The sequence below is a fragment of the Mycobacterium saskatchewanense genome (assembly GCF_010729105.1).
Taxonomy (GTDB): domain Bacteria; phylum Actinomycetota; class Actinomycetes; order Mycobacteriales; family Mycobacteriaceae; genus Mycobacterium; species Mycobacterium saskatchewanense.
The window spans coordinates 5,568,793-5,587,051 of the sequence record NZ_AP022573.1; the positions used below are offsets into that span (position 1 = coordinate 5,568,793).

General features: G+C 69.9%; 20 protein-coding genes. 4 read left to right on the forward strand and 16 right to left on the reverse strand.

Going from position 1 to position 18,259, the window contains the following annotated elements; genetic code table 11:
- Positions 1-192: 192 nt before the first annotated feature.
- Complete coding sequence (locus G6N56_RS26135) at positions 193-930, forward strand: acyltransferase (RefSeq protein ID WP_085253843.1); 738 nt, start codon at positions 193-195, stop codon at positions 928-930.
- Positions 931-1,310: 380 nt separating this feature from the next.
- Here G6N56_RS26135 and G6N56_RS26145 read toward each other — a convergent pair whose 3' ends face one another.
- From G6N56_RS26145 to G6N56_RS26155, 3 genes are read right to left on the reverse strand one after another with little or no spacing between them, the layout of a single operon-like run.
- Positions 1,311-2,639 (reverse strand): cryptochrome/photolyase family protein, encoded by a 1,329-nt coding sequence (locus tag G6N56_RS26145; protein WP_085253842.1) that lies wholly within the window; start codon positions 2,637-2,639, stop codon positions 1,311-1,313.
- A 13-nt stretch (positions 2,640-2,652) separates the two neighbouring features.
- Positions 2,653-3,132, reverse strand: a complete 480-nt coding sequence (locus tag G6N56_RS26150; protein ID WP_085253841.1) for a TspO/MBR family protein — start codon at positions 3,130-3,132, stop codon at positions 2,653-2,655.
- On the reverse strand, positions 3,129-5,231 hold the full coding sequence (locus G6N56_RS26155; protein ID WP_232069158.1) for an MMPL family transporter: 2,103 nt from the start codon (positions 5,229-5,231) through the stop codon (positions 3,129-3,131). Before G6N56_RS26155 ends, G6N56_RS26150 begins: the two co-directional genes overlap by 4 nt.
- 133 nt (positions 5,232-5,364) lie before the next feature.
- Here G6N56_RS26155 and fni point away from each other — a divergent pair, with 133 nt between their 5' ends.
- Positions 5,365-6,411 carry a type 2 isopentenyl-diphosphate Delta-isomerase gene (fni, locus tag G6N56_RS26160; RefSeq protein ID WP_085253840.1) on the forward strand — a complete coding sequence of 349 codons (1,047 nt, stop codon included), beginning with the start codon at positions 5,365-5,367 and terminating at the stop codon, positions 6,409-6,411.
- 10 nt (positions 6,412-6,421) lie between these two features.
- Positions 6,422-7,672 carry a glycosyltransferase gene (locus tag G6N56_RS26165; RefSeq protein WP_085253839.1) on the forward strand — a complete coding sequence of 417 codons (1,251 nt, stop codon included), beginning with the start codon at positions 6,422-6,424 and terminating at the stop codon, positions 7,670-7,672.
- Here G6N56_RS26165 and G6N56_RS26170 read toward each other — a convergent pair.
- The 4 genes from G6N56_RS26170 to G6N56_RS26185 all read right to left on the reverse strand — a co-directional run bounded on the left by G6N56_RS26170 (position 7,669) and on the right by G6N56_RS26185 (position 9,863).
- Positions 7,669-8,232 carry a MarR family winged helix-turn-helix transcriptional regulator gene (locus G6N56_RS26170; RefSeq protein ID WP_085253838.1) on the reverse strand — a complete coding sequence of 188 codons (564 nt, stop codon included), beginning with the start codon at positions 8,230-8,232 and terminating at the stop codon, positions 7,669-7,671. The genes G6N56_RS26165 and G6N56_RS26170 overlap by 4 nt on opposite strands.
- Before the next feature lie 164 nt (positions 8,233-8,396).
- Positions 8,397-8,630, reverse strand: coding sequence for a DUF3140 domain-containing protein (locus G6N56_RS26175; RefSeq protein WP_232069400.1), 234 nt, complete (start codon positions 8,628-8,630; stop codon positions 8,397-8,399).
- A 452-nt stretch (positions 8,631-9,082) separates the two neighbouring features.
- Positions 9,083-9,481 carry a hypothetical protein gene (locus G6N56_RS26180; protein WP_085253837.1) on the reverse strand — a complete coding sequence of 133 codons (399 nt, stop codon included), beginning with the start codon at positions 9,479-9,481 and terminating at the stop codon, positions 9,083-9,085.
- A 166-nt stretch (positions 9,482-9,647) separates the two neighbouring features.
- Positions 9,648-9,863, reverse strand: coding sequence for a lipopolysaccharide assembly protein LapA domain-containing protein (locus G6N56_RS26185; protein ID WP_324616539.1), 216 nt, complete (start codon positions 9,861-9,863; stop codon positions 9,648-9,650).
- A 199-nt stretch (positions 9,864-10,062) separates the two neighbouring features.
- Between G6N56_RS26185 and G6N56_RS26190 the strand changes: the two genes are divergently transcribed.
- Positions 10,063-10,302 carry a hypothetical protein gene (locus G6N56_RS26190; protein WP_085253835.1) on the forward strand — a complete coding sequence of 80 codons (240 nt, stop codon included), beginning with the start codon at positions 10,063-10,065 and terminating at the stop codon, positions 10,300-10,302.
- Here the strand turns inward: G6N56_RS26190 and G6N56_RS26195 are convergent.
- The 9 genes from G6N56_RS26195 to G6N56_RS26235 are packed head-to-tail and all read right to left on the reverse strand — an operon-like array spanning position 10,299 to position 18,157.
- Positions 10,299-10,664 carry a DUF2784 domain-containing protein gene (locus G6N56_RS26195; protein WP_085253834.1) on the reverse strand — a complete coding sequence of 122 codons (366 nt, stop codon included), beginning with the start codon at positions 10,662-10,664 and terminating at the stop codon, positions 10,299-10,301. The genes G6N56_RS26190 and G6N56_RS26195 overlap by 4 nt on opposite strands.
- On the reverse strand, positions 10,661-11,659 hold the full coding sequence (locus G6N56_RS26200; RefSeq protein WP_085253833.1) for a DUF5914 domain-containing protein: 999 nt from the start codon (positions 11,657-11,659) through the stop codon (positions 10,661-10,663). Before G6N56_RS26200 ends, G6N56_RS26195 begins: the two co-directional genes overlap by 4 nt.
- Entirely contained in the window at positions 11,656-13,185 is a 1,530-nt protein-coding gene (locus tag G6N56_RS26205) for an FAD-dependent oxidoreductase (RefSeq protein ID WP_085253832.1), read from the reverse strand. The genes G6N56_RS26200 and G6N56_RS26205 overlap by 4 nt, the downstream gene beginning before the upstream one ends.
- A complete protein-coding gene (locus G6N56_RS26210) occupies positions 13,182-13,907 on the reverse strand; it encodes a class I SAM-dependent methyltransferase (RefSeq protein WP_085253831.1) in 726 nt (241 codons plus the stop codon). Before G6N56_RS26210 ends, G6N56_RS26205 begins: the two co-directional genes overlap by 4 nt.
- Complete coding sequence (locus G6N56_RS26215; protein ID WP_085253830.1) at positions 13,894-14,205, reverse strand: lycopene cyclase domain-containing protein; 312 nt, start codon at positions 14,203-14,205, stop codon at positions 13,894-13,896. Before G6N56_RS26215 ends, G6N56_RS26210 begins: the two co-directional genes overlap by 14 nt.
- Positions 14,202-14,525, reverse strand: a complete 324-nt coding sequence (locus G6N56_RS26220) for a lycopene cyclase domain-containing protein (RefSeq protein ID WP_085253829.1) — start codon at positions 14,523-14,525, stop codon at positions 14,202-14,204. The genes G6N56_RS26215 and G6N56_RS26220 overlap by 4 nt, the downstream gene beginning before the upstream one ends.
- The gene (locus G6N56_RS26225) at positions 14,522-15,478 is read right to left on the reverse strand and encodes a phytoene/squalene synthase family protein (RefSeq protein WP_085253828.1); all 957 of its coding nucleotides are present in this window, start codon (positions 15,476-15,478) and stop codon (positions 14,522-14,524) included. The genes G6N56_RS26220 and G6N56_RS26225 overlap by 4 nt, the downstream gene beginning before the upstream one ends.
- The gene (gene crtI / locus G6N56_RS26230) at positions 15,475-17,007 is read right to left on the reverse strand and encodes a phytoene desaturase family protein (RefSeq protein ID WP_085253827.1); all 1,533 of its coding nucleotides are present in this window, start codon (positions 17,005-17,007) and stop codon (positions 15,475-15,477) included. Before crtI ends, G6N56_RS26225 begins: the two co-directional genes overlap by 4 nt.
- A gap of 28 nt (positions 17,008-17,035) precedes the next feature.
- Positions 17,036-18,157 (reverse strand): polyprenyl synthetase family protein, encoded by a 1,122-nt coding sequence (locus G6N56_RS26235; RefSeq protein WP_085253853.1) that lies wholly within the window; start codon positions 18,155-18,157, stop codon positions 17,036-17,038.
- Positions 18,158-18,259 lie beyond the last annotated feature (102 nt).

Genomic DNA, 18,259 nt, shown 5'->3' on the forward strand with positions numbered 1-18,259 from the left:
ACACCGAAGCCCACGCATGAGTCGGGCAAGCACCTCGGTTTCCCAAATCCTTCCTTTGCCGCCGAACGTCGAGTTATTGGGCCATTTACGCAAGAAAACCCGCAACGACTCGACGTTCGACGAAGGTTTGCGAGTACAGGTGAGGGTAACCCGTCGCGATCGCGTGACTTCTCATCGTTAGGCTTTCCGGCCATGACGAGCATGTGGGGGGCCCCGGTCCATCGCCGCTGGCGTGGATCCAACCTGCGGGACCCACGACAAGCCAAGTTCCTCACGCTGGCCTCGCTGAAATGGGTGCTGCGCAACCGCGCGTACACGCCGTGGTACCTGGTGCGCTATTGGCGGCTGCTGAAGTTCAAGCTGGCCAACCCGCACATCATCACCCGCGGCATGGTTTTCCTTGGCAAGGACGTCGAGATCCACGCGACGCCTGAGCTGGCGCAGCTCGAGATCGGCCGCTGGGTGCACATCGGGGACAAGAACACCATCCGGGCGCACGAGGGCTCGCTGCGCTTCGGCGACAAGGTGGTGCTGGGCCGCGACAATGTGATCAACGCCTACCTCGACATCGAGCTGGGTGACTCGGTGCTGATGGCCGACTGGTGCTATGTCTGCGACTTCGACCACCGCATGGACGACATCACCATGCCGATCAAGGACCAGGGCATCGTCAAATCCCCGGTGCGGATCGGCCCCGACACCTGGGTGGGCGTGAAGGTGACCGTGCTGCGCGGCACGTCCGTCGGGCGCGGCTGCGTGCTTGGCTCGCACGCGGTGGTGCGCGGCGAAATCCCGGACTATTCGATCGCCGTCGGCGCGCCGGCCAAGGTGGTCAAGAACCGGCAGTTGTCGTGGGAGAGCTCCGCCGCGCAGCGCGCCGAGCTGGCCGCCGCCCTCGCCGATATCGAACGCAAGAAGGCGGCCCGCTAGAGAGATCGCGGTGACCCGCTTCGCCCGGCTGCGCCGCGCTCGCGGTCACCGCTGGATCGATGGCGGTGACCCGCTTCGCCCGGCTGCGCCGCGCTCGCGGTCACCGCTGGATCGATGGCGGTGACCCGCTTCGCCCGGCTGCGCCGCGCTCGCGGTCACCGCTGGATCGATGGCGGTGACCCGCTTCGCCCGGCTGCGCCGCGCTCGCGGTCATCGCTGGATCGATGGCGGTGGCATTCGCGCCGTATTGTGACGCTGCCGCCGGTGAGTCGACGCCGTAGCGTCGCGCCCTCGACACCCGGTTGTCGGGCACGTCACCGCGTCCAGCTCCTTGCCGACCTGCTGTTGCAGCTTGGTGCAACGGGGGGCCGCGCCGTCGCTCAGATGCTCTGATATCGGCGCAGGGCCTCGCCGCGCTCGGCGCTGTGGTCGACCATCGGCGCCGGATAGCCTTGCGGCCGTTCGCCTTTAAGCAGATGAACATCCTCGACCGAGCGCAATTCGGGGACCCAGCGGCGGATGTAGTCGCCCGACGGATCGAACTTCTCGCCCTGCTTGGTCGGGTTGAAGACCCGAAAATAGGGCGCGGCGTCGGTGCCGCAACCCGCGCACCACTGCCAGCCGTGCTGATTGTTGGCCATGTCGCCGTCGACGAGCTGCTCCAGGAACCACTGGGCGCCCCATTGCCATGGCAGGTGAAGGTCCTTGACCAGGAACGACGCCACGGTCATCCGCACCCGGTTGTGCATGAAGCCGGTCTCCCGGAGCTGGCGCATCCCCGCGTCGACGAACGGAAATCCGGTCTGACCGGCTTTCCAGCGCTCGAAGCGGCGCTTCGCGTCGTCGCCGGTATCGGTCTGGATGGCGTCGAAGTCCGCGTTCCAATTGCGCCAGACGCTGCCCGGCCAGTGATGCAGCACGTCGGCGTAGAAGTCGCGAAACGCCAACTCCCGCAGATAATTTGGCTCGCCACCGCGTCGCGGGTCCAGGTCGGCGACCAGGGTCCGGGGATGGATCGTGCCGAACTTCAGGTGCGCCGACATGCGGCTCGTTCCCTGGCGGTCGGGCCGGTTGCGATCCTGCGCATAACGCTCGAGGCCGTCGTGGACGAACGCCTCCCACAACACGCGCGCAGCGTGCTCCCCGGCGGCGAGATCCAGTGCGGCGCCGGGATCCGGAATGTCGCACTGCTCGATGTCGAGCCGGTCGGGCTCGAGCCAGCCTGCCGACTCGGCGCCCGATTTGACCGGTGCCCGCCAGCCGGTCGCACGCCACTCGCGAAAGAACGGGGTGAAGACCTTGTAGGGGGAGCCGTCCTTCTTGGTCACGCGGCCCGGGGAAACCAGGTAGGGCGATCCCGTGGCCGTCAACGGCACCGAGCCCAGCGCCGCGCTCACCCGTTCGTCGCGGCGCTTTCCGAACGGCGCGAAGTCCTGCGAGACATGCACGGCGGACGCATCAATCTCCTTGGCAATGCGGGGAATCAGCTCTTCGGGCCGACCGCGGGCCACGAGCAGCCGACCGTCCAGGTTCTCGCAGAGTTGCCGCAGTGAATCGCCCAGGAATTGCAGCCGGCGGGGGCCCGCCGACGCCTCCAGCCGCGGGTCGAGGACGAAGCACGCGAGCACATCGCCGTCGCGGACCGCGGCCGCGAGGGCCGGATGGTCGAGCAACCGCAGGTCCCGGCGAAACCACAACAACGACGACATCTTCGAGGATTCCTCAGCGGTTGAGCCACCACACGTGGCTGGCCAGGACGGTCGCGAAACCGGTCCACAACGCATACGGCGACAGCGCCAGCCCCGCGCGCGGGTCCGCCTCGGCCGTGCGGCGCACGAGGTCGGCGCTGCTGGCCGTCAGCACAGCGGCGCCCACCGCGGACGCTCCGAGCTTGTGGTAGCGAAAAAAGAGCCAGCTCCATCCGCCGTTGAGGATCAGGTTCACGCCCAGGGCCGCGATGTAGTGGCGGGCCTTATCGTGCTGACCCGTGGCGCGGAACCGGTCGATGGCCACGGCGGACGTCGTCGCGATGTCGGTGTAGAGCGTCGTCCATGCCACCGGGAATGCGACATTGGGAGGCTGGTACCGCGGCTTGCGCAGCCGCGCGTACCACAGCGGCACCTGTTTCGCGCTGGCCGTGCTTCCGGCGCCGGCGGCCGCGGCGACGGCAATCGATGTCCCGGCGAGTGTTGATTTGTTCATGGTGCGCTCCCATCTGGCGGTTCCGGAATGGCATGTGCTGCAGGACTATCGGTGCCGACGGGGTCGGTGGGCCACCAGACGCGATCTCCGACGAGGGCGAACACCGCGGGGATGACGAGCGTGCGCACGATGAAGGTGTCGAGCAAGATCCCGAGGCCGACGATGATGCCGAGCTGGGTCAGCACGATCAGCGGCAGCACGCCGAGCACGCAGAACACGGCCGCCAGAACGGTTCCGGCGCTGGTGATGACGCCCCCGGTGGCCGACACGGCGCGGACCATGCCGGCGCGGGCGCCGCGGCCGGCCGCCTCCTCGCGGGCGCGGGCGACCAGGAAAATCGTGTAGTCCACACCCAGCGCGGCCAGGAACAGGAAAGCGAACAACGGGGTGGTGTTGTCGAGCGCCGGGAAACCGAATACGTGGATGCTGGACCAGCCGCCGAGGCCGAGCGCGGCCAACGCGCCGAGGATCGTGGCAGCCAGCAGGATCGGCGGTGCCAGCGCGGCTCGCAACAACAGAAAGAGAACGGCGAGGATCACGCCCAGGATCGCCGGGATCACCACGAGGCGGTCGCGCGTGGCGGCGTCGCGGACGTCGAGAGCCTGGGCGTCGGATCCGCCCACCATCGCCCTCGCGTCGATCGATCTCGTCGAATCGCGCAGGGCGGCAACGGTTGCGAATGCGCGGTCGGACGACGGTGGCGCGTCGGTCACCACCGACCATTTCGTCAGGCCGGTTGCCGACTGGCCGGATTGAACCGCCGACGCCACGCCGGGGGCGGCGCCGAGGGCCTGTTGGATGCGCGGCGCCGAGGCGGTCGGTGCGACGACCAGCGTGGGGTTGACCGCGCCGGCGGGGAAGTGCGCGGCCACCACGTCATAACCGCTCACCGAGTCGGCGCGCACCCGGAACTGTTCGGTCTGCGACAAGCCGATTCGGGTTCCGAGCAGGCCGGTGGCCAGTGTCAGCAGGGTCACGATCGCGACGGCGGCCACCGGTGCGGGACGTCGGGCCACCCACGCGGCGACGCGATGCCAGGGCCCGGCCTCGATGGTCGCGCCGTCGTCCGGGCGCGGGATGAACGGCCAGAACAGTCGGCGGCCGCACAGCGCCAGTAGGGGCGGCAGGACTACCAGCACCGACAGGGCCGCCACGACCAACTCGCACGCGGCGAGGGCGCCCAGGCTGCGCGTGCTGGGCGTGGCGGCGAGGAGCAGGGTGAGCAGCGCCAGCACCACGGTGGCGTTGCTCGCGGCGACGGCCGGTCCGGCCGTCCGCACCGCTCGGCGCAGCGCGTCGCGGTGGTCGCGATGGGTTGAAAGCTCCTGCCGGTAGCGCGAGATCAGCAGCAGCGCGTAGTTGGTGCCGGCGCCGAAGACCAGCACGCTGGTGATGCCGGAGGTGGCGCCGTCGAAGCTGAGCCCCGTCAGCGACGCCACCGCGGTGCCGACCGCCGAGGCGACGCGATCGGCGAACCCGATCACCACCAGCGGCACCAGCCACAGCACCGGCGAGCGGTACGTCGCGATCAACAGCAACGCGACCACCGAAGCCGTCACCGCCAGCAGGGTGACATTGGCGTCGGTGAAGGCATTCGCGATGTCGGCGCCGAAGGCCGGACCACCCGTTACGTGGGCGGTGAGGTCCTGGGGGAGCCCGTCGCGGGCCGCGCCCCGCAAGGCCGCCACGCGGTCATCGAGGGCTAGGCCGGACAGGTCGGCGCTCACCGGGACCACGGCGATGGCCGCCTTGCGGTCGGTCGCGACCGGCATCGGGGGCGCCGCCCCGGCAGGCTCGGTGAGTCGCAGCATGCGGTCGCGGGCGGCCTGCGCGGCCGCGGCATCGGAGGTGTCGAGGGCAGCGCCGTCCGGCCGGCTCACCACCAGCAGCAACGGCGCCCGGCCGCCGCCGGGGAATTGCCGTGCCATCGCCTCGGCCTTGGCCGAATCGGAGCTTGGGGGCACCGACAGCGGGGCCTGGTCTGCCGCGGCGTTCTCCCCGATGAGCACCATGAAACCGATACCCAGTAAGAGGACGCCCAACCCGAGCAGCCACGAACGCCGGCTTGTGACCGCGGCCGCCATGCCCTCCCACACCACCAAGCAATCATTTCAGTTGCTTAACAATTAATCAACTGAAATGATGGCGTGGGCCGCGGGTAAGGGATGCCGTCAGGAGGCAATCAGGAGGCAATATGGAGGCCATGCACAGCATGCGGGCGGCTCGCCGGCGATGAGCAGCGACCCGCACTTGATGACGACGCGCAAGCGTCGCCACATCGACGTGTGCCTAAGCGAGCAGGTCGATTATGCGGGCCTGACCACGGGCCTGGACCGCTATCAGTTGCCCTACAACGCATGCACGCAGACCAACCTGGGCGACATCGACTTGTCCACCGACTTCTTCGGTGGCCGGTTGCGCGCTCCGATACTCATCGGCGCGATGACCGGCGGCGCCGAGTTGTCGGGAACTATCAACCGGAATCTGGCCACCGCCGCGCAACGGCTCGGGCTCGGGATGATGCTCGGCTCCCAGCGGATCATGCTGGGCAGCGCCCTCGGGGAGCGCGCCGCCACCAGCTTCACCGTGCGGGACGTGGCCCCCGACGTTTTGTTGTTCGGGAACATCGGTCTTTCCCAGTTGACCATGGCGGCGGCCCGGGACCTGACAAAGGCGCTCGACCGGGTGGGCGCCAACGTGCTTGCCGTGCATACGAACCCGTTGCAGGAAGCGATGCAGCACAACGGCGACACCAACTTCTCCGGCTCGCTGTCGAGGCTGCGTGAGGTGGCCGGCGAGATCGGTTACCCGGTGCTGCTCAAGGAGGTCGGCCACGGGATCGGCGCCGCGGCCGTCGCGGAACTGCTTGGTCCCGAGCGCAAACTGCCCGTCGCCGGAATCGATGTCGCGGGCGCCGGGGGTACCTCGTGGTCTCGGGTCGAGCAGTTCGTCCGGTACGGGAAGTTGCGCTACCCGCACTTGGCGGACTGGGGCATTCCCACCGCGCGCGCGGTCGTGGAAGTGCGTGCGGCGCTGCCGGAAGTCCCGCTCGTGGCCTCCGGCGGGATCCGCACGGGCATGGACGCGGCCAAGGCGATCGCGCTGGGCGCCGACGTGGTGGCGGTGGCGCGGCCGCTGCTGGCGGCCGCGATCCAATCCGCGGACGCGGTTGTGGATTGGCTGCAGCCGTTCGTCGACGAGCTCCGGGTCTGCCTGCACGGCTGCGGCGTCGCCGACCTGCGCGGCTTGCGCGCACTCGACCTGACCCCCAGCCCGTGATGCCGGTGACATGTCGGTGATCTTGGCCTACGGCTCGCTGGGGCTCGGGCACCTGCTGCCCGTGGGCGCGCTACTGCGGGAACTCGCCGAGCGCGGTCACGAGGTCCACGTGCGCACGATGTCCGCCGGGGTGTCGACGATGCGCGATGCCGGCATCCACGCCGAGCCCGTCGATCCCGGGATCGAAGCGATCGTCGGGGAGGATTGGCGCGCGCGGACTGCGTTGGAAGTGCTGAAGCTGACGATCGACGTGCTCTGCCGCCGTGCGGCTTTGGAGGTCGAAGACCTGCGGCGAGCGGTGGATGCGGTCCGGCCGGACGCGGTGATCGTCGACGCGAACTGCTGGGGCGCGATGTCGGCCTCCGAGGCAGGAACAATTCCTTGGCTGGTCTTCTCACCCTTCACCCCGTACCTGCGGTCCCGCGGGGTGCCGCCGTTCGGGCCGGGGATGCGGCCGCTTCCAGGCATCCTCGGTGGCTTTCGCGACGCCTCGGTCCGCCCGATTGTGCGGCACCTCTTCGACCGGCCAATGCTGCCGCGCCTCAACCGAATTCGCAGCCAGGTCGGTGTGCCGCCGGTCCGATCGGTCGACGCCTTCATGCGGCGGGCCCCGCTGCTGCTGGCGGTCGGCGGGGAGCCGTTCGAATACCCGCACCCGGGGTGGGGTGACTTGGTGCACCACATCGGGGCGTGCGTGTTCGAGCCGTCGGCGACGGAAACGCCGGACTGGATCGACGCGATCGGGCGGCCGCTGGTGCTCGTCAACACCTCCTCGATCAAACAACCCGACACCGCCTTGGGCCGTACCGCGCTGCAGGCGCTGGCCGACGAGGACGTCCACGTGGTCGCGACGTTCCCGGCGGGCGTGCCCGCCGGCCTGACGCGACCCGCGAACGCCACCGTCTGCCGATTCGTCCCGCACGCCGCGATCCTGGCCCGGGCCAGCTGCGCGATCACCCATGGGGGGATGGGTACCACCCTCAAAGCCCTCGACCACGGCGTGCCCGTGGTCGTCGTGCCGTTCGCCCGCGACCAGGCGGAGGTCGCCCGGCGCGTGCAGGTCGCCCGCTGCGGTACCCGCCTGCCCGCCGACAAGCTCACCCCGGCCCGGCTGAGGGCCAGGGTCCGCGAGGCGATCACGATGGCCGGCGGCGCACGCCGGGTGGCCGCCGGATTCGCCGCGACCGGGGGCGTGGCCCACGGGGCCGACCTGATCGAGCAACGCGTCCTCGGGTCGACGGCCGAATCGCTGGGCCGCTAGCGCACGGTGCGCCGTCGGCCTTTGGCAGCGGCCGCCTTCGGCTGGGCTGCGGTCGGTTTCGCGCGTTGCGCGGCGAGCTGCGCCTCGAAGGCCGCCATCGCTTCCATCATCGCCAGGAAAACGCGGTGTGCCGCAAGGAGATCCCGATCCGGCACATCGGCGAGCTTCGAGTGCAGTTCGTCGCCGAGCGGAGTGAAGAAGGAGCGGGCCAGCGCCATTCCGGGCTTTTCGTAGCGCAGCAACGACTTCCGCCGGTCGCCGGGATCGGCCTCCCGCCGAATGTGGCCGGCGTCGATCATCCGGTCGACCAGATAGGTGATGGCGGCGGGCGAGACGTCCATCCGCTGCCGCAATTGGGCCAGGGTGAGGGGTTCACCGGCGGTTTCGGCGACCATGATGTGTAGCAAGGCGTGAAAGTCGCTGCCGCCGACCTCGTTCTGACGCGCGAAATGGCGGCCGATGCGGTCAGACTGAGCGGTGAGCGCGCGCATGTCGGCCGACATGAGCTTCTCCAGTTCGGCCCGGTCCTGTTGCCGATCAGCAGCGCCGCGCTTGGTCACGTGTCCGCATCCTTCTGATGAGATCCGCCGATCAGCGTATCGGCGACCGCAAGTCGCGGCCGACGAACGCCGTCGGGCGTTTCTCATTTCTAGCCGATGGATGTGCGAACGTGCGCGTCGACCAGGTTTTGGTCAGGATTTGGCGGGGTCGTGGGCCCAATTCATCAGCGAGTAGCGCCAGGGGTTGTGCTCGACGTCGCCCTATGGCCGTTGCGGCAGGTGGCGCCGGCGTAGCCGCCGACCTTGCGCACGTGGGCGTAGTCGTCGTCGGTGAGGTCGGCGCGCTTGGCTCTGAGTATCTCGACGATGCGCCGCCCGCTGTGATGGCCGGTCGACTCCTGGTCGCCCTGCTTCTGGCCCGCGCCGCGGGAGTCGTCGGTGGCGACCCACTTCTCCAGCGCGCGCGGTCATATTGACCGTCTCGGAGAAGTTTCGCCAAGTGGTTTCGTCGTCGTGGAGCTCTCAGTCTGCGTACTTCAGTGCGTCCGGCGCGCGGACGGTTCGTCCGGCCGCCTCGGTATCCGACATAATGCCTTGTCTTTCATGCTAATTCACCTCCCGGTCGCCGCGATTTCCGCGCGTTTCTCGCCCCGCCGCGCGGTGGCGGTGACGTCACGCGCGATGCCGCCGAACACCGCGTCGCGAGATGGCCGCCGAGGCGCTCCAAAAGAGTTGTCCGATAAGCCCATAGGGCTGGAAGAGCGCGCGCTGACGATACAGCGAGCCGTCACCGTCGGGGCCGCGGAGAGCTCCAGACCCAGGCGGTTTCGGTCCCGGCGGCGGCGTCGACGACCCGGCGGACAGCAGCTGCGGGACCAGTCGTGTGCCGGAGGCGACACAGCGCATCGATTCACTCCTCCTTGTCGGGGGACGCGGTGTGAGCGGGGTGACCGTGCGTGCGCTGGCGTTCCTTCATGCCCGCTTCATGGGCGTGGCGCCGGCCGTCGGTGAGCCGGTTTCGCACCAGCCGCTCGATGTCCTGGAAGCACCGGTAATAGCCGTCGTCGTAGTCCTCGACGACCTGAAAACTCCATCGGCCCGGCAGCACGTTGCGGCCCACGAGCTCGCGGCTGATGTGTTCGGCCAGATCCGCCTGCCCGAGGTCGCGTAACCGGGCCACCGCCTCGTCGAGTTGCTGGTCGGCCCGGCCGGTCAGCTGGTGAAACGAGTACAGGTGGCCCCGCGCCCGCTCGACGGTTTCGAGCGCCTCGGTGACCTTGCCCACCGCCTGCGCGACATCGTCCTTCACCGCGCCCCTCCCCGCTTGTCAATGCCAGGGCCTTCCACGGCGCGGGAATTCAGCCTCGGCCGGAAAAGCTGGTTAAGTAACTTAATAGTCGAGTCGGTAACCCAAAATCGCGGTGCTTACACATGCCGGCGCCGGTGAACGTCGCGGCCGAAGCACCTTCAGCGAATCAGAGCGGGGTGAGGTTCTTCTTGGCCGCTCGCCGCAGCTGGATCATGCGCGACGCGCCCACGAGGACGGTGGTGGTCGCGCCCGCCACGGCGGCAAGAAGGTACCCCACGCCGACCGGGAGGTTCCAGTGCAGCATCAGAAAGTGAGCCGTCACGGAATCGGTGTTCTGAGCGACGAAGACGAGCAGGACGACGAGGATCAGCAAGCCGACCACCAGCGCCCACCAGGCCGCCGCCAGTCGCGTGAACGAGGAACGGCCTGCCCGTGGGGTGGCGACCGTCGCAGGCCCAGGCGACGGCTGAGATGGAACCGATGGATTAGTGCTCATGCTGTTGACTAGCCCGTAACGGGCCCGGCCAAACGCTCCTGGGGGTGCGGGGTTTGACCCTCCGGCCTGCGGGTATATCGGATGCATGACCGTCAAGACTGCGTTGCGGAGCGCCCGAAACGGGCAACGGCGGGTGGTGGGCCTACAACGGCGCCTCTGGCTGGCGGAGTTGGCGCTGTGGCCGGCCATCCTCCTGTCGGCGGTCTTGCTGGCGGCGGGCGCCTGGCTGTTGTGGCAACGCAGGTCGGGCGTGCGCGAGGCGGCGGGCACGACCCCGCCGCCGGTCGACGTGGCGCAGCCCACCGTCGCGGGCCCCGACAGCTAGCGGCGGCCAGAACGCCTCGCCGCCAACAGCACCCAGGAGGCCGCGGCGGCAGCGAACGCGAATCCCTGCGCGGTCCCAGTCCGGCCGGTCGGGTAGAGCACCCCGGCGACGTAGCGGTCGATGAACCCCGCCGCCGGCAAGGGATCCATGTCGGCGTGCCGGCGCGACCACGCTTCCAGCCACGTCAACGGGCAGGGGAGCTCGAGCCCGACCACGGCGACGCCCCAGGCAACCGCGGGCACGTGTACCACCAACGTGCGAGGCCAGCGCAGCGCGAGGAAGCCACCCGACGGGACGTACACGAGGTAGGCGAAGTGGGCCGCGACGGTCGCCGCCACGGCGGCGGCGTATCCCTTCTTCACGGCCGGGACGCGCGGACGTCGAAGCGGCGCTCGGCGTAGGCGAGGTCATCGCGCCACAGGCGGCCGGCGGCGTGGCGCATCAGCGGTGAGATCAGTGGCGCCAACCGCGACGCCCGCTTGAAACCCGGGCGGTCCGAGTGGGCGATGGTCGCTTCCAGCACGGCGGTCCGTGGCCGCCCGTCGGGCCCCGAACCCATTGGCGTGGCGTGTGTTTCGACGACGCTGCCGACGCCCTCGCCGTCCACGATGCGCATCACGATGGTGCGGGCCTCCGGGCAGGTGAACTCCGCGATGACGGGCACCCCGAGCCGGCCGATCCGGAAGGTGACCGCGACCAGGAAGCGGTCGGCGGCTTCGGTGGGCGTGGTGAGCACCTCGAGCCTGGCGAACGAGTACGGGTGGAACCACGCGCCGTGCCAGGGGTCGAGGCGGTTGGCGATGATGTCGGCCGGCTCGCACACCCCAACCATGCTGGTGACGGCGGCCATCGTGTCACCGGCCGGGCGCTCCGGGAGCACCGGCGCCTCCAGGGGCGCCTCGCCGCCGACCTTGTCGAGCCGCACCCATGCCAGCGTGCCGTCGTCGTGGCTCGGCAGCGGGCTCCAGCCGAACTCGCGTCGGGCGCCGTCCAGCGCCAACCCGTGCCACCGGCAGATCAGCCTGCCGTCGTCGACGATTCCGGTGGCAAGGTCGGCGCCCAGGTGGGGGCAGCCGCGCGGACCGACGCGAAGCCGGCGCAGGCCGTCGCGCCAGGCCACGACGTCCACACCGGCAACACGGGCCCCGTATGGCCGACCGGCGCGCACGTCGCGGCTCGGGGCGAACGCATACCAGTTCCCGGTCGGCTTCCGCTGGGAGCGGTTGAGCGCGGATTCGATGAGGGTCGGATCCGCCTCTCGATACGTCGGCTGCTGTGCGGCCCACGATGTGCGCGGGATGACCTGTAGGGGCAAGTCTTTGGGCCACCGTTGGCGGATCTGTTCGCGAATGTTCATCGTCGTGTGGCTCTTTCACGCGTGGCCAGCCACCGCAGGAGTGGCGAGCGGCCCCGGGTGGGTACGGATTGCAGCGGGTGCCCGGCCAGTCCCCATGATCTCAGCAATTCGTTGGCCGCGCACCATCCGGTGGTCGCGGCGCGTTCCATCAGCGCCACCGGCAGGTCGATGCGGATGGCGTCGCCGGCCAGCAGCAGACCCGGATGAGGGGTGACCACTCGGGGCCGGTCATCGTACGAACCCGGGGCGAACAACGGGCAGTCATCACGCACCAGCGAAACCTCGGAAACGATTTGCGCCGCCACGGTTTCCGGGTACAGCCGGTGTAGCTGTCCGATGGCCGCCGCGCGCGAGTCGGGGGAGTGCAAGGCGTAACAGTGCAGTTCGACGACCGAGCCCTGGTGCGCCCGGGCCCATTCGGCGGCTTGGAGCTCGTAGCGCTCCAGGACGCTGATGTTGTCCAGCGGCTTGTGGCCGGCGGTTCCCAGAAACGCCGGCCTGTCGGCCGCGACCGGGCGATCGAGCCAGAGCCGGTGCACGGCGAATGGCGGGGCGACGCGCATCCGCTCTATCTGCGCGCGCCAGGTGTCACCGGCGAGGCCGTCGGACGCGGCGACAATCCTCTGCAGGCCGGCGATGTCGGTGGCGAGCACGACGGCCTCGGCGTCGAGGTGTTCCCCGGAGTCGGTGTGCACCCGGAACGGTGCCGCGGGGCCCGCCTCGATGTGGGCCACGCCGGTGCCGAGCCGGACTCGGGCGCCGTGTTTTTCGAGGTGGCGCTGGAGCGGTCGCCACAGGGCGCTGTCGTAGTTCTCGTTGGGGACGTCGAAGATGAGTCCCTCGCTGGAGCCCAGGAAATAGATGTGGAACATGGTGGCCAGCTCGGCCGCGGACAATTCCGAGGGGTCGGCGAAGAAGCTCCGCGAAAACACCTCGAACGCCAGGTGCCGCGCGGCTTCGGGAAACCGGATGTTCGTCAAAAACGTTGCGGCGTCCGAGTTGTCGAGCCGCCGATAGATGTCGGGCACCGACACGGCGGCCAGGGGCGCCGCCGCCCGGGCGTCGATCTCGAGAAAGTCGCGGAGCCGGAAGGTGGGGCTGCGCGCGGCGAAGGCCACGGCGTTCCACGGCGGGGTCTGGGGCAGCCCACGGAAGCTGTCGCGCCGGCCGGCGCCGTCGATGAGCGGATAGTCCTCGACGGGGGTGAGCATCCGCAGCTGCGGGTCGATGCGCGCCAGCAGGGCCCGCAGGTTGTAGTACTGGCGGAAGAAGGCGTGGAAACCGCGGTTCATCGCCAGCGGCGACGCGCCGTGCTGCTCGGTCCAGCCGCCCACCCGGCCGCCGAGGTAGTTCTCGCGTTCGATCACCTCGACGGCGACGCCGCGTTCGGCCAGCCCGGTGGCGGCGGTCAGACCCGCGATGCCGCCGCCGACGACGACCGCCCGCGGGCGCGCCGGCAGGGCGTCGGCATTCGGCAGTCCCTCTGGGGCCGCGAACGTCTCACGGCGGCGATCGGTCCCCGTCATGACGGGGCGTCCGCGAGGAACGTGTGCACGATGTTGGCTTCCCAGCCGGGCACCGTCTCGCTGTGCACCGCGGCGAACCCCGCGTCGGCGAGGCGCCGGCGGAACCGCTCCGCGCCGTCGAACGTCAGCACACTGCGCCACAGGTAGCGGTACAGGGCGGTGTCGCGGGTGCGCAGCCACCCCGCGGGGATGATGATGCTCCAGCAGACGGCGTGCCAGATCGCCGTGGCGGCGCGGGAGTCACGCACCGAGTACTCGTGCACGGCCAGGGTGCCGCCGGGGCGCAGCAGCGCGCGGAATCTCCGCAATTGCTCGTCGGGTTCGGCCACGTTGCGGATCAGGTACGCGGCGAGGATGCCGTCGAACGGCCCGGTGATGCCCTCCGCGGCCAGGCCCTCGATGGGCGCGTGCACGAAGCGCACCGACGCGGGCCAGTCCTTCGCGCGCGCCGCGTCGAGCATGCCGCGCGACGCGTCCACGGCGACGATGTCGGCCTCGGGCGCGACGGCGAGCAGGGCGGCGGTCGACGCCCCGGTTCCGCATCCGGCGTCGAGTATCCGTAATCCCTTGCCGCGGTTTGGCAGTCGCATGCGGCGCGCCGAGAGCAGCAGGTGGGCGTGATAGCCGGGGTTGGCGCCGACGAGCCGGTCGTATGCCGAGGCCCCGGCGTCGAACGCGGCGGACAGGTCGCCGTGGGGCAGCCCCAGATCACCGACGCGCACGTTGCCGTTCCCATAGCAGCAGCACCGCGGTCACCATCGCGAAACCGAACAGGAAATCCTCGATCGGGATGTCGAACGGGAACCGCAGGCCGGTTGTCTGGTGATCGTCGTAGATGACGATGGGCGAGCTGAGTTTGGTCAGCCAGCCGTCGACGGGGATCTGGAAGCCCAGCACGATCACCATCGACAGCCAATAGGCGGGCCGGCGGAACAGGCCGGTGCGCAGCACCGCCAATTCCAACGCGCAGACCGCCGCGACGGCCACCGCGGCGGGCAGGGTGTAGCCCAGCCCGGTCATCGGCGGTGGACCTTGCCGAGGATGGTGCTGACGGCGTTGTACGTCAGCAGGCCGCACACCGGGATCACCAGGAAGAAGAGCACTTCCTCGATGGGCACGCGGAACGGGATGATTAGGCCGCTGATGTAGGTGGGGCTGTAGCTCCACACGCGCGCGGCTACGGCGAACTCGTCCCAGATCAAGAAGACGGCCGCGACCGGCAGGACCGCTCGGGTGAGCCGCCGCCACTGACGGTAGACGCCGGGGCCGAACGCCTCCAACGGCGCGGTGATCGCCAGGCAGGCGGCCAGGACCAGCAGGTATTGCCACCGATCGCTCATGCGGCTCCTGGAGGATCAGAAACAGTCGCCGCGCTGTTGCGCGCCCGCCACGACCGTATCAGCCCGATACCGGCGACCTGGAGCCGTCGCGCCTTGCCCACGGTGGCGCGGTGGTTGAACACGGCGAAGTCGCTCGCCTCGATGCGGTCCAGGATTTCCGAGTAGAGCTCGGCGGCCGTCGCGACGCACGGCCGCGACCGCGGCGCCAGCGTGGCGATCCCCGAGTCGGCGAATCTGTATGTCTCCCGGGTGATCTCGTGCTGGGCCGCCAGGGCGTCGCGAACCCGCGGATCGGTGCGGCGGTGCCGGTGACACCACATCAGCAGGTCCCGGTCGACGCCATGGGCCGCCAGCTCGTCGGCCGGCAGGTAAACCCGACCGCGCAGCAGGTCCTCGTCGACGTCGCGCAGGAAGTTGGTCAGCTGGAAGGCCCGGCCGAGCGCCGCGGCGTACGGCGCGGCCTCCTCCACCGGCACCACGGCGCCCAGCACGGGCAGCACCTGCAGGCCGATCGCCTCCGCGGAACCGCGCATGTAGAGATTGAGCGCTTCCCGGTCGGGATAGTCGGTGATGGTGAGGTCCATCCGCATCGACGCCAGGAAGTCCTCGAACAGCGCGGCGCCGATGCGGTAGCGGCGGACGGTGTGGGTGACGGCCGTCAGGACCGGGTCGTCGGCGTGGTCGCCGCCGGCGAAGAACCGGTCGGCAAGGCGCTGCAGCCGTTCGGCCCGGGCGTCGGTGCCCACCGTCGGGTCGAGGTCGTCGAGGATGTCGTCGGCGTAGCGGGCGAAGCCGTACAGCGCGTGCACGGCGGGCCGCTGGTCCGGCGCCAACAACCGGGTGGCCAAGAAGAACGTACGGCCGTGTGCGGCGTTGAGTTCGCGGCAGCGGCGGTACCCCTCACGCAGGCGGGGGTCGTCGATTCCAGCCGCGTCGAGCTCGCTGCGGATCATCGCGTTCCGGCTTTCGTGTCGATGTGCGTCATCTTTCGCCCGGTCGCGTCGGGATGCGGGCCGGTGATGCGGTCCGCGGCGAGTCGCCCGGAGATCAGCGCGGTCGGGACACCCACTCCGGGGACGGTGGACGAGCCGGCGAGCACGGCGTTGTCGATGCCGCGCACCATGTTCGCCGGCCGGAACGGGCCGGTCTGGGCGAACGTATGGGCGAGCGCGAAGGGGCTGCCGGCGGCCATGCCCTGACGCGCCCAGTCGGCCGGGGTGACGACGTCCAGGACGGTCGCGTCGTCACGCAATCCGGGCAGCAGTCGCTCGGTGACGTGGTCGATCATGTCGTCGGTGTAGGCGCCGCGGACCGCGGCCCAGTCGACGGTGCCGCGGGCGAGGTTCGGCGCGGGTGCGAGCACGTACAGCAGGTCGCGCCCGGCCGGGGCGAGCGTCGGGTCGCTCGCCGTCGGGCGGGTCACCAGCAGCGACGGATCCCGCATGAGCCGCCCATCGCGGACGATGTCGGTGAACGTCTGATCCCACGCGTCGCCGAAAAGGATTGTGTGATGCGCGGTTTCGGGTGCAACGGCGCGGCATCCGACATGGGCCACGACGGCCGACGGCGACACCCGCAGCGGCAGCACCCGCCGCGGTCTGCGGCCCAGCAAGGCATAGGTTTGCGGCAGCTCGGTGGTCAACACCACCGCGTCGCACTCGATGCGCTCGGACCGGTCGGTGCGCACGGCGTTGACCCGGCCGCCGACGCGTTCCAGTCCGGTGACCGCGGCGCCGTAGCGGAACGTCACCCCCGCGTCGATCGCCGCGGCGGCGAGCGCGTCGGGGAGCGCCCGCACGCCGCCGCGCGGGAACACCACACCCGAGATGGTGTCCATGTACGCGATCACCGCGTAGACCGCCAACGCGTCGCGCGGCGCCACGCCGGCGTACAGCGACTGGAAGGTGAAGACCCGCTGCAGCCGTTCGTCGCTGATGTGGCGCTGGACCATTCGCTCCCACTTGCGGAAGCCCCCGATCGCGGCCAGCCGCGCGAGTTGTGGGGTCAGCATCGACAGCGGGGAATCGAAGTTTGCGGCGATGAAGCCGTCGAACTCGATGCGGTACAAGCGCCCCAGCCACTCGCGCAGCCGCCGGTAGCCCGCTGCCTGCCCGAAGCCAGCGAACTGTTCGATCGCCGCGGTCATCCGCTCCGCGTCGCTGTGCACATCGATCGCGCTGCCATCCGCGAAGACCGCACGGTATGCCGGATCGACGGGCAACAGCTCGAGGCGATCCGACCGGCTCTCGCCCACGGCCGCGAACGCGTCGTCGATGATGTCCGGCATGGTCAGCACCGTGGGCCCGGTGTCGACCCGGTAGCCGTCCACGTCGAGCCGCCCGGCCCGGCCGCCGGGCCAGGGGTAGCGTTCGACGACCGTGACCTCGCGGCCACGGCCGGCCAGGTGTAGCGCCGCGGCCAGCCCGGCCAGGCCGGCGCCGACCACCACGACGCGATCGCTGCGTCCCCCGATGGTCCGCATGGTCAACTGGTTCTCATCTTCGTCATTCTCATACTTCCCTGTCCGTGCATGCGGCCGCCATCTCGTCCAGCGCGCCGCGCAGGCCCTCGTCGATCGCCATGCCGCCGACGTGTTCGCGCGCTGACGCGACACGGTCGCTGATCATTCCTTCTATCAGTTGGACGGCGCCGCTGGCCATGATCAGCGCCTTGCACCGGTCCAGCCCGGCCTCGTCGAGGCGCTCGCTGTTCAGCAGCGCGCCGAGTTCGTGCCGGGTCGGCGCGTCGGCCAGCTGCAAGGCGGTGACCACCACGCTGGTGGCCTTCCGTTCGAGCAGGTCGCCTCCGCTGGGCTTACCGGTGGTGGCCGGGGAGCCGAAGACGCCGAGTACGTCGTCGCGGAGTTGAAACGCCTCCCCGACATCGGCGCCGTACCGACCGAGCTGCGCCAGGGTCCGCTCGTCGCACCCGGCCATGGCCGCGCCCATCTCCAGCGGCCGGCGCACCGTGTAATTGCCCGACTTGCGCCGCGCCACGTCGAGCACGACCTCCAGGGTCGGCAGGTTGCCGATATCGCTTGCCAGATCCGCGAATTGGCCCACCGCCAGCTCGGTGCGCATCGCGTCGTAGCGCGGCCACACCGGTTGCAGCCGCCGCGGCCCGACGCCGCTTTCGCGCAGCATCTGCTCGGCCCAGATCAGGCATAGGTCGCCCAGCAGGATGGCCGACGATTCGCCGAACCGGCGGGCGGAACCGGCCAGGCCGCGCCGGCGATGCCAGTCGGAGAATTGCAGGTGCGCCGCCGGGCGGCCGCGCCGTTCGGGTGAACCGTCCATCACGTCGTCCTGCAGCAGCGCAAAGGCGTGCAGCAACTCCAGGCTGGCCGCGGCGCGCAGGGCGGCCCGGCTCGGCGCCGCGCCGCACAGCCAGCCGAGATACATGAAGATCGATCTCAGGCATTTACCGCCCGAGACGAACTCCACCAAGATCTTGGCGGCCGCGTCGACGCGCGTCGTGTCCAGCTCGCGGGCTTGGCGAGCCACGAACTCGGCAACGTCGGCAAGCGCGGCGTGCCGCAACCCGGACCGCCAGGCGTCGAGTCCGTCGGCGCTCAGGCGGCCGGCGGCAACTGGCGGCGCTTCGGTGACCGGTTTCAACGACAATGCACGCATCTCGCCCACGCGCTTCCCTCCCGCTCCAACCCGGAGATCGTTAGGTGGATCTGCTTACGCGATGTATCACGCGACGTAGTTTCATTTTTTTAAACATTAACT

Bases quoted from the DNA above. Each gene is read 5' to 3' on its own strand.
- G6N56_RS26135 (WP_085253843.1), top strand. From the start codon at position 193: ATGACGAGCATGTGGGGGGCCCCGGTCCATCGCCGCTGGCGTGGATCC.
- G6N56_RS26145 (WP_085253842.1), bottom strand. From the start codon at position 2,639: ATGTCGTCGTTGTTGTGGTTTCGCCGGGACCTGCGGTTGCTCGACCAT.
- G6N56_RS26150 (WP_085253841.1), bottom strand. From the start codon at position 3,132: ATGAACAAATCAACACTCGCCGGGACATCGATTGCCGTCGCCGCGGCC.
- fni (WP_085253840.1), top strand. From the start codon at position 5,365: ATGAGCAGCGACCCGCACTTGATGACGACGCGCAAGCGTCGCCACATC.
- G6N56_RS26165 (WP_085253839.1), top strand. From the start codon at position 6,422: ATGTCGGTGATCTTGGCCTACGGCTCGCTGGGGCTCGGGCACCTGCTG.
- G6N56_RS26190 (WP_085253835.1), top strand. From the start codon at position 10,063: ATGACCGTCAAGACTGCGTTGCGGAGCGCCCGAAACGGGCAACGGCGG.
- G6N56_RS26200 (WP_085253833.1), bottom strand. From the start codon at position 11,659: ATGAACATTCGCGAACAGATCCGCCAACGGTGGCCCAAAGACTTGCCC.
- G6N56_RS26205 (WP_085253832.1), bottom strand. From the start codon at position 13,185: ATGACGGGGACCGATCGCCGCCGTGAGACGTTCGCGGCCCCAGAGGGA.
- G6N56_RS26215 (WP_085253830.1), bottom strand. From the start codon at position 14,205: ATGACCGGGCTGGGCTACACCCTGCCCGCCGCGGTGGCCGTCGCGGCG.
- G6N56_RS26220 (WP_085253829.1), bottom strand. From the start codon at position 14,525: ATGAGCGATCGGTGGCAATACCTGCTGGTCCTGGCCGCCTGCCTGGCG.
- G6N56_RS26225 (WP_085253828.1), bottom strand. From the start codon at position 15,478: ATGATCCGCAGCGAGCTCGACGCGGCTGGAATCGACGACCCCCGCCTG.
- crtI (WP_085253827.1), bottom strand. From the start codon at position 17,007: ATGCGGACCATCGGGGGACGCAGCGATCGCGTCGTGGTGGTCGGCGCC.
- G6N56_RS26235 (WP_085253853.1), bottom strand. From the start codon at position 18,157: ATGCGTGCATTGTCGTTGAAACCGGTCACCGAAGCGCCGCCAGTTGCC.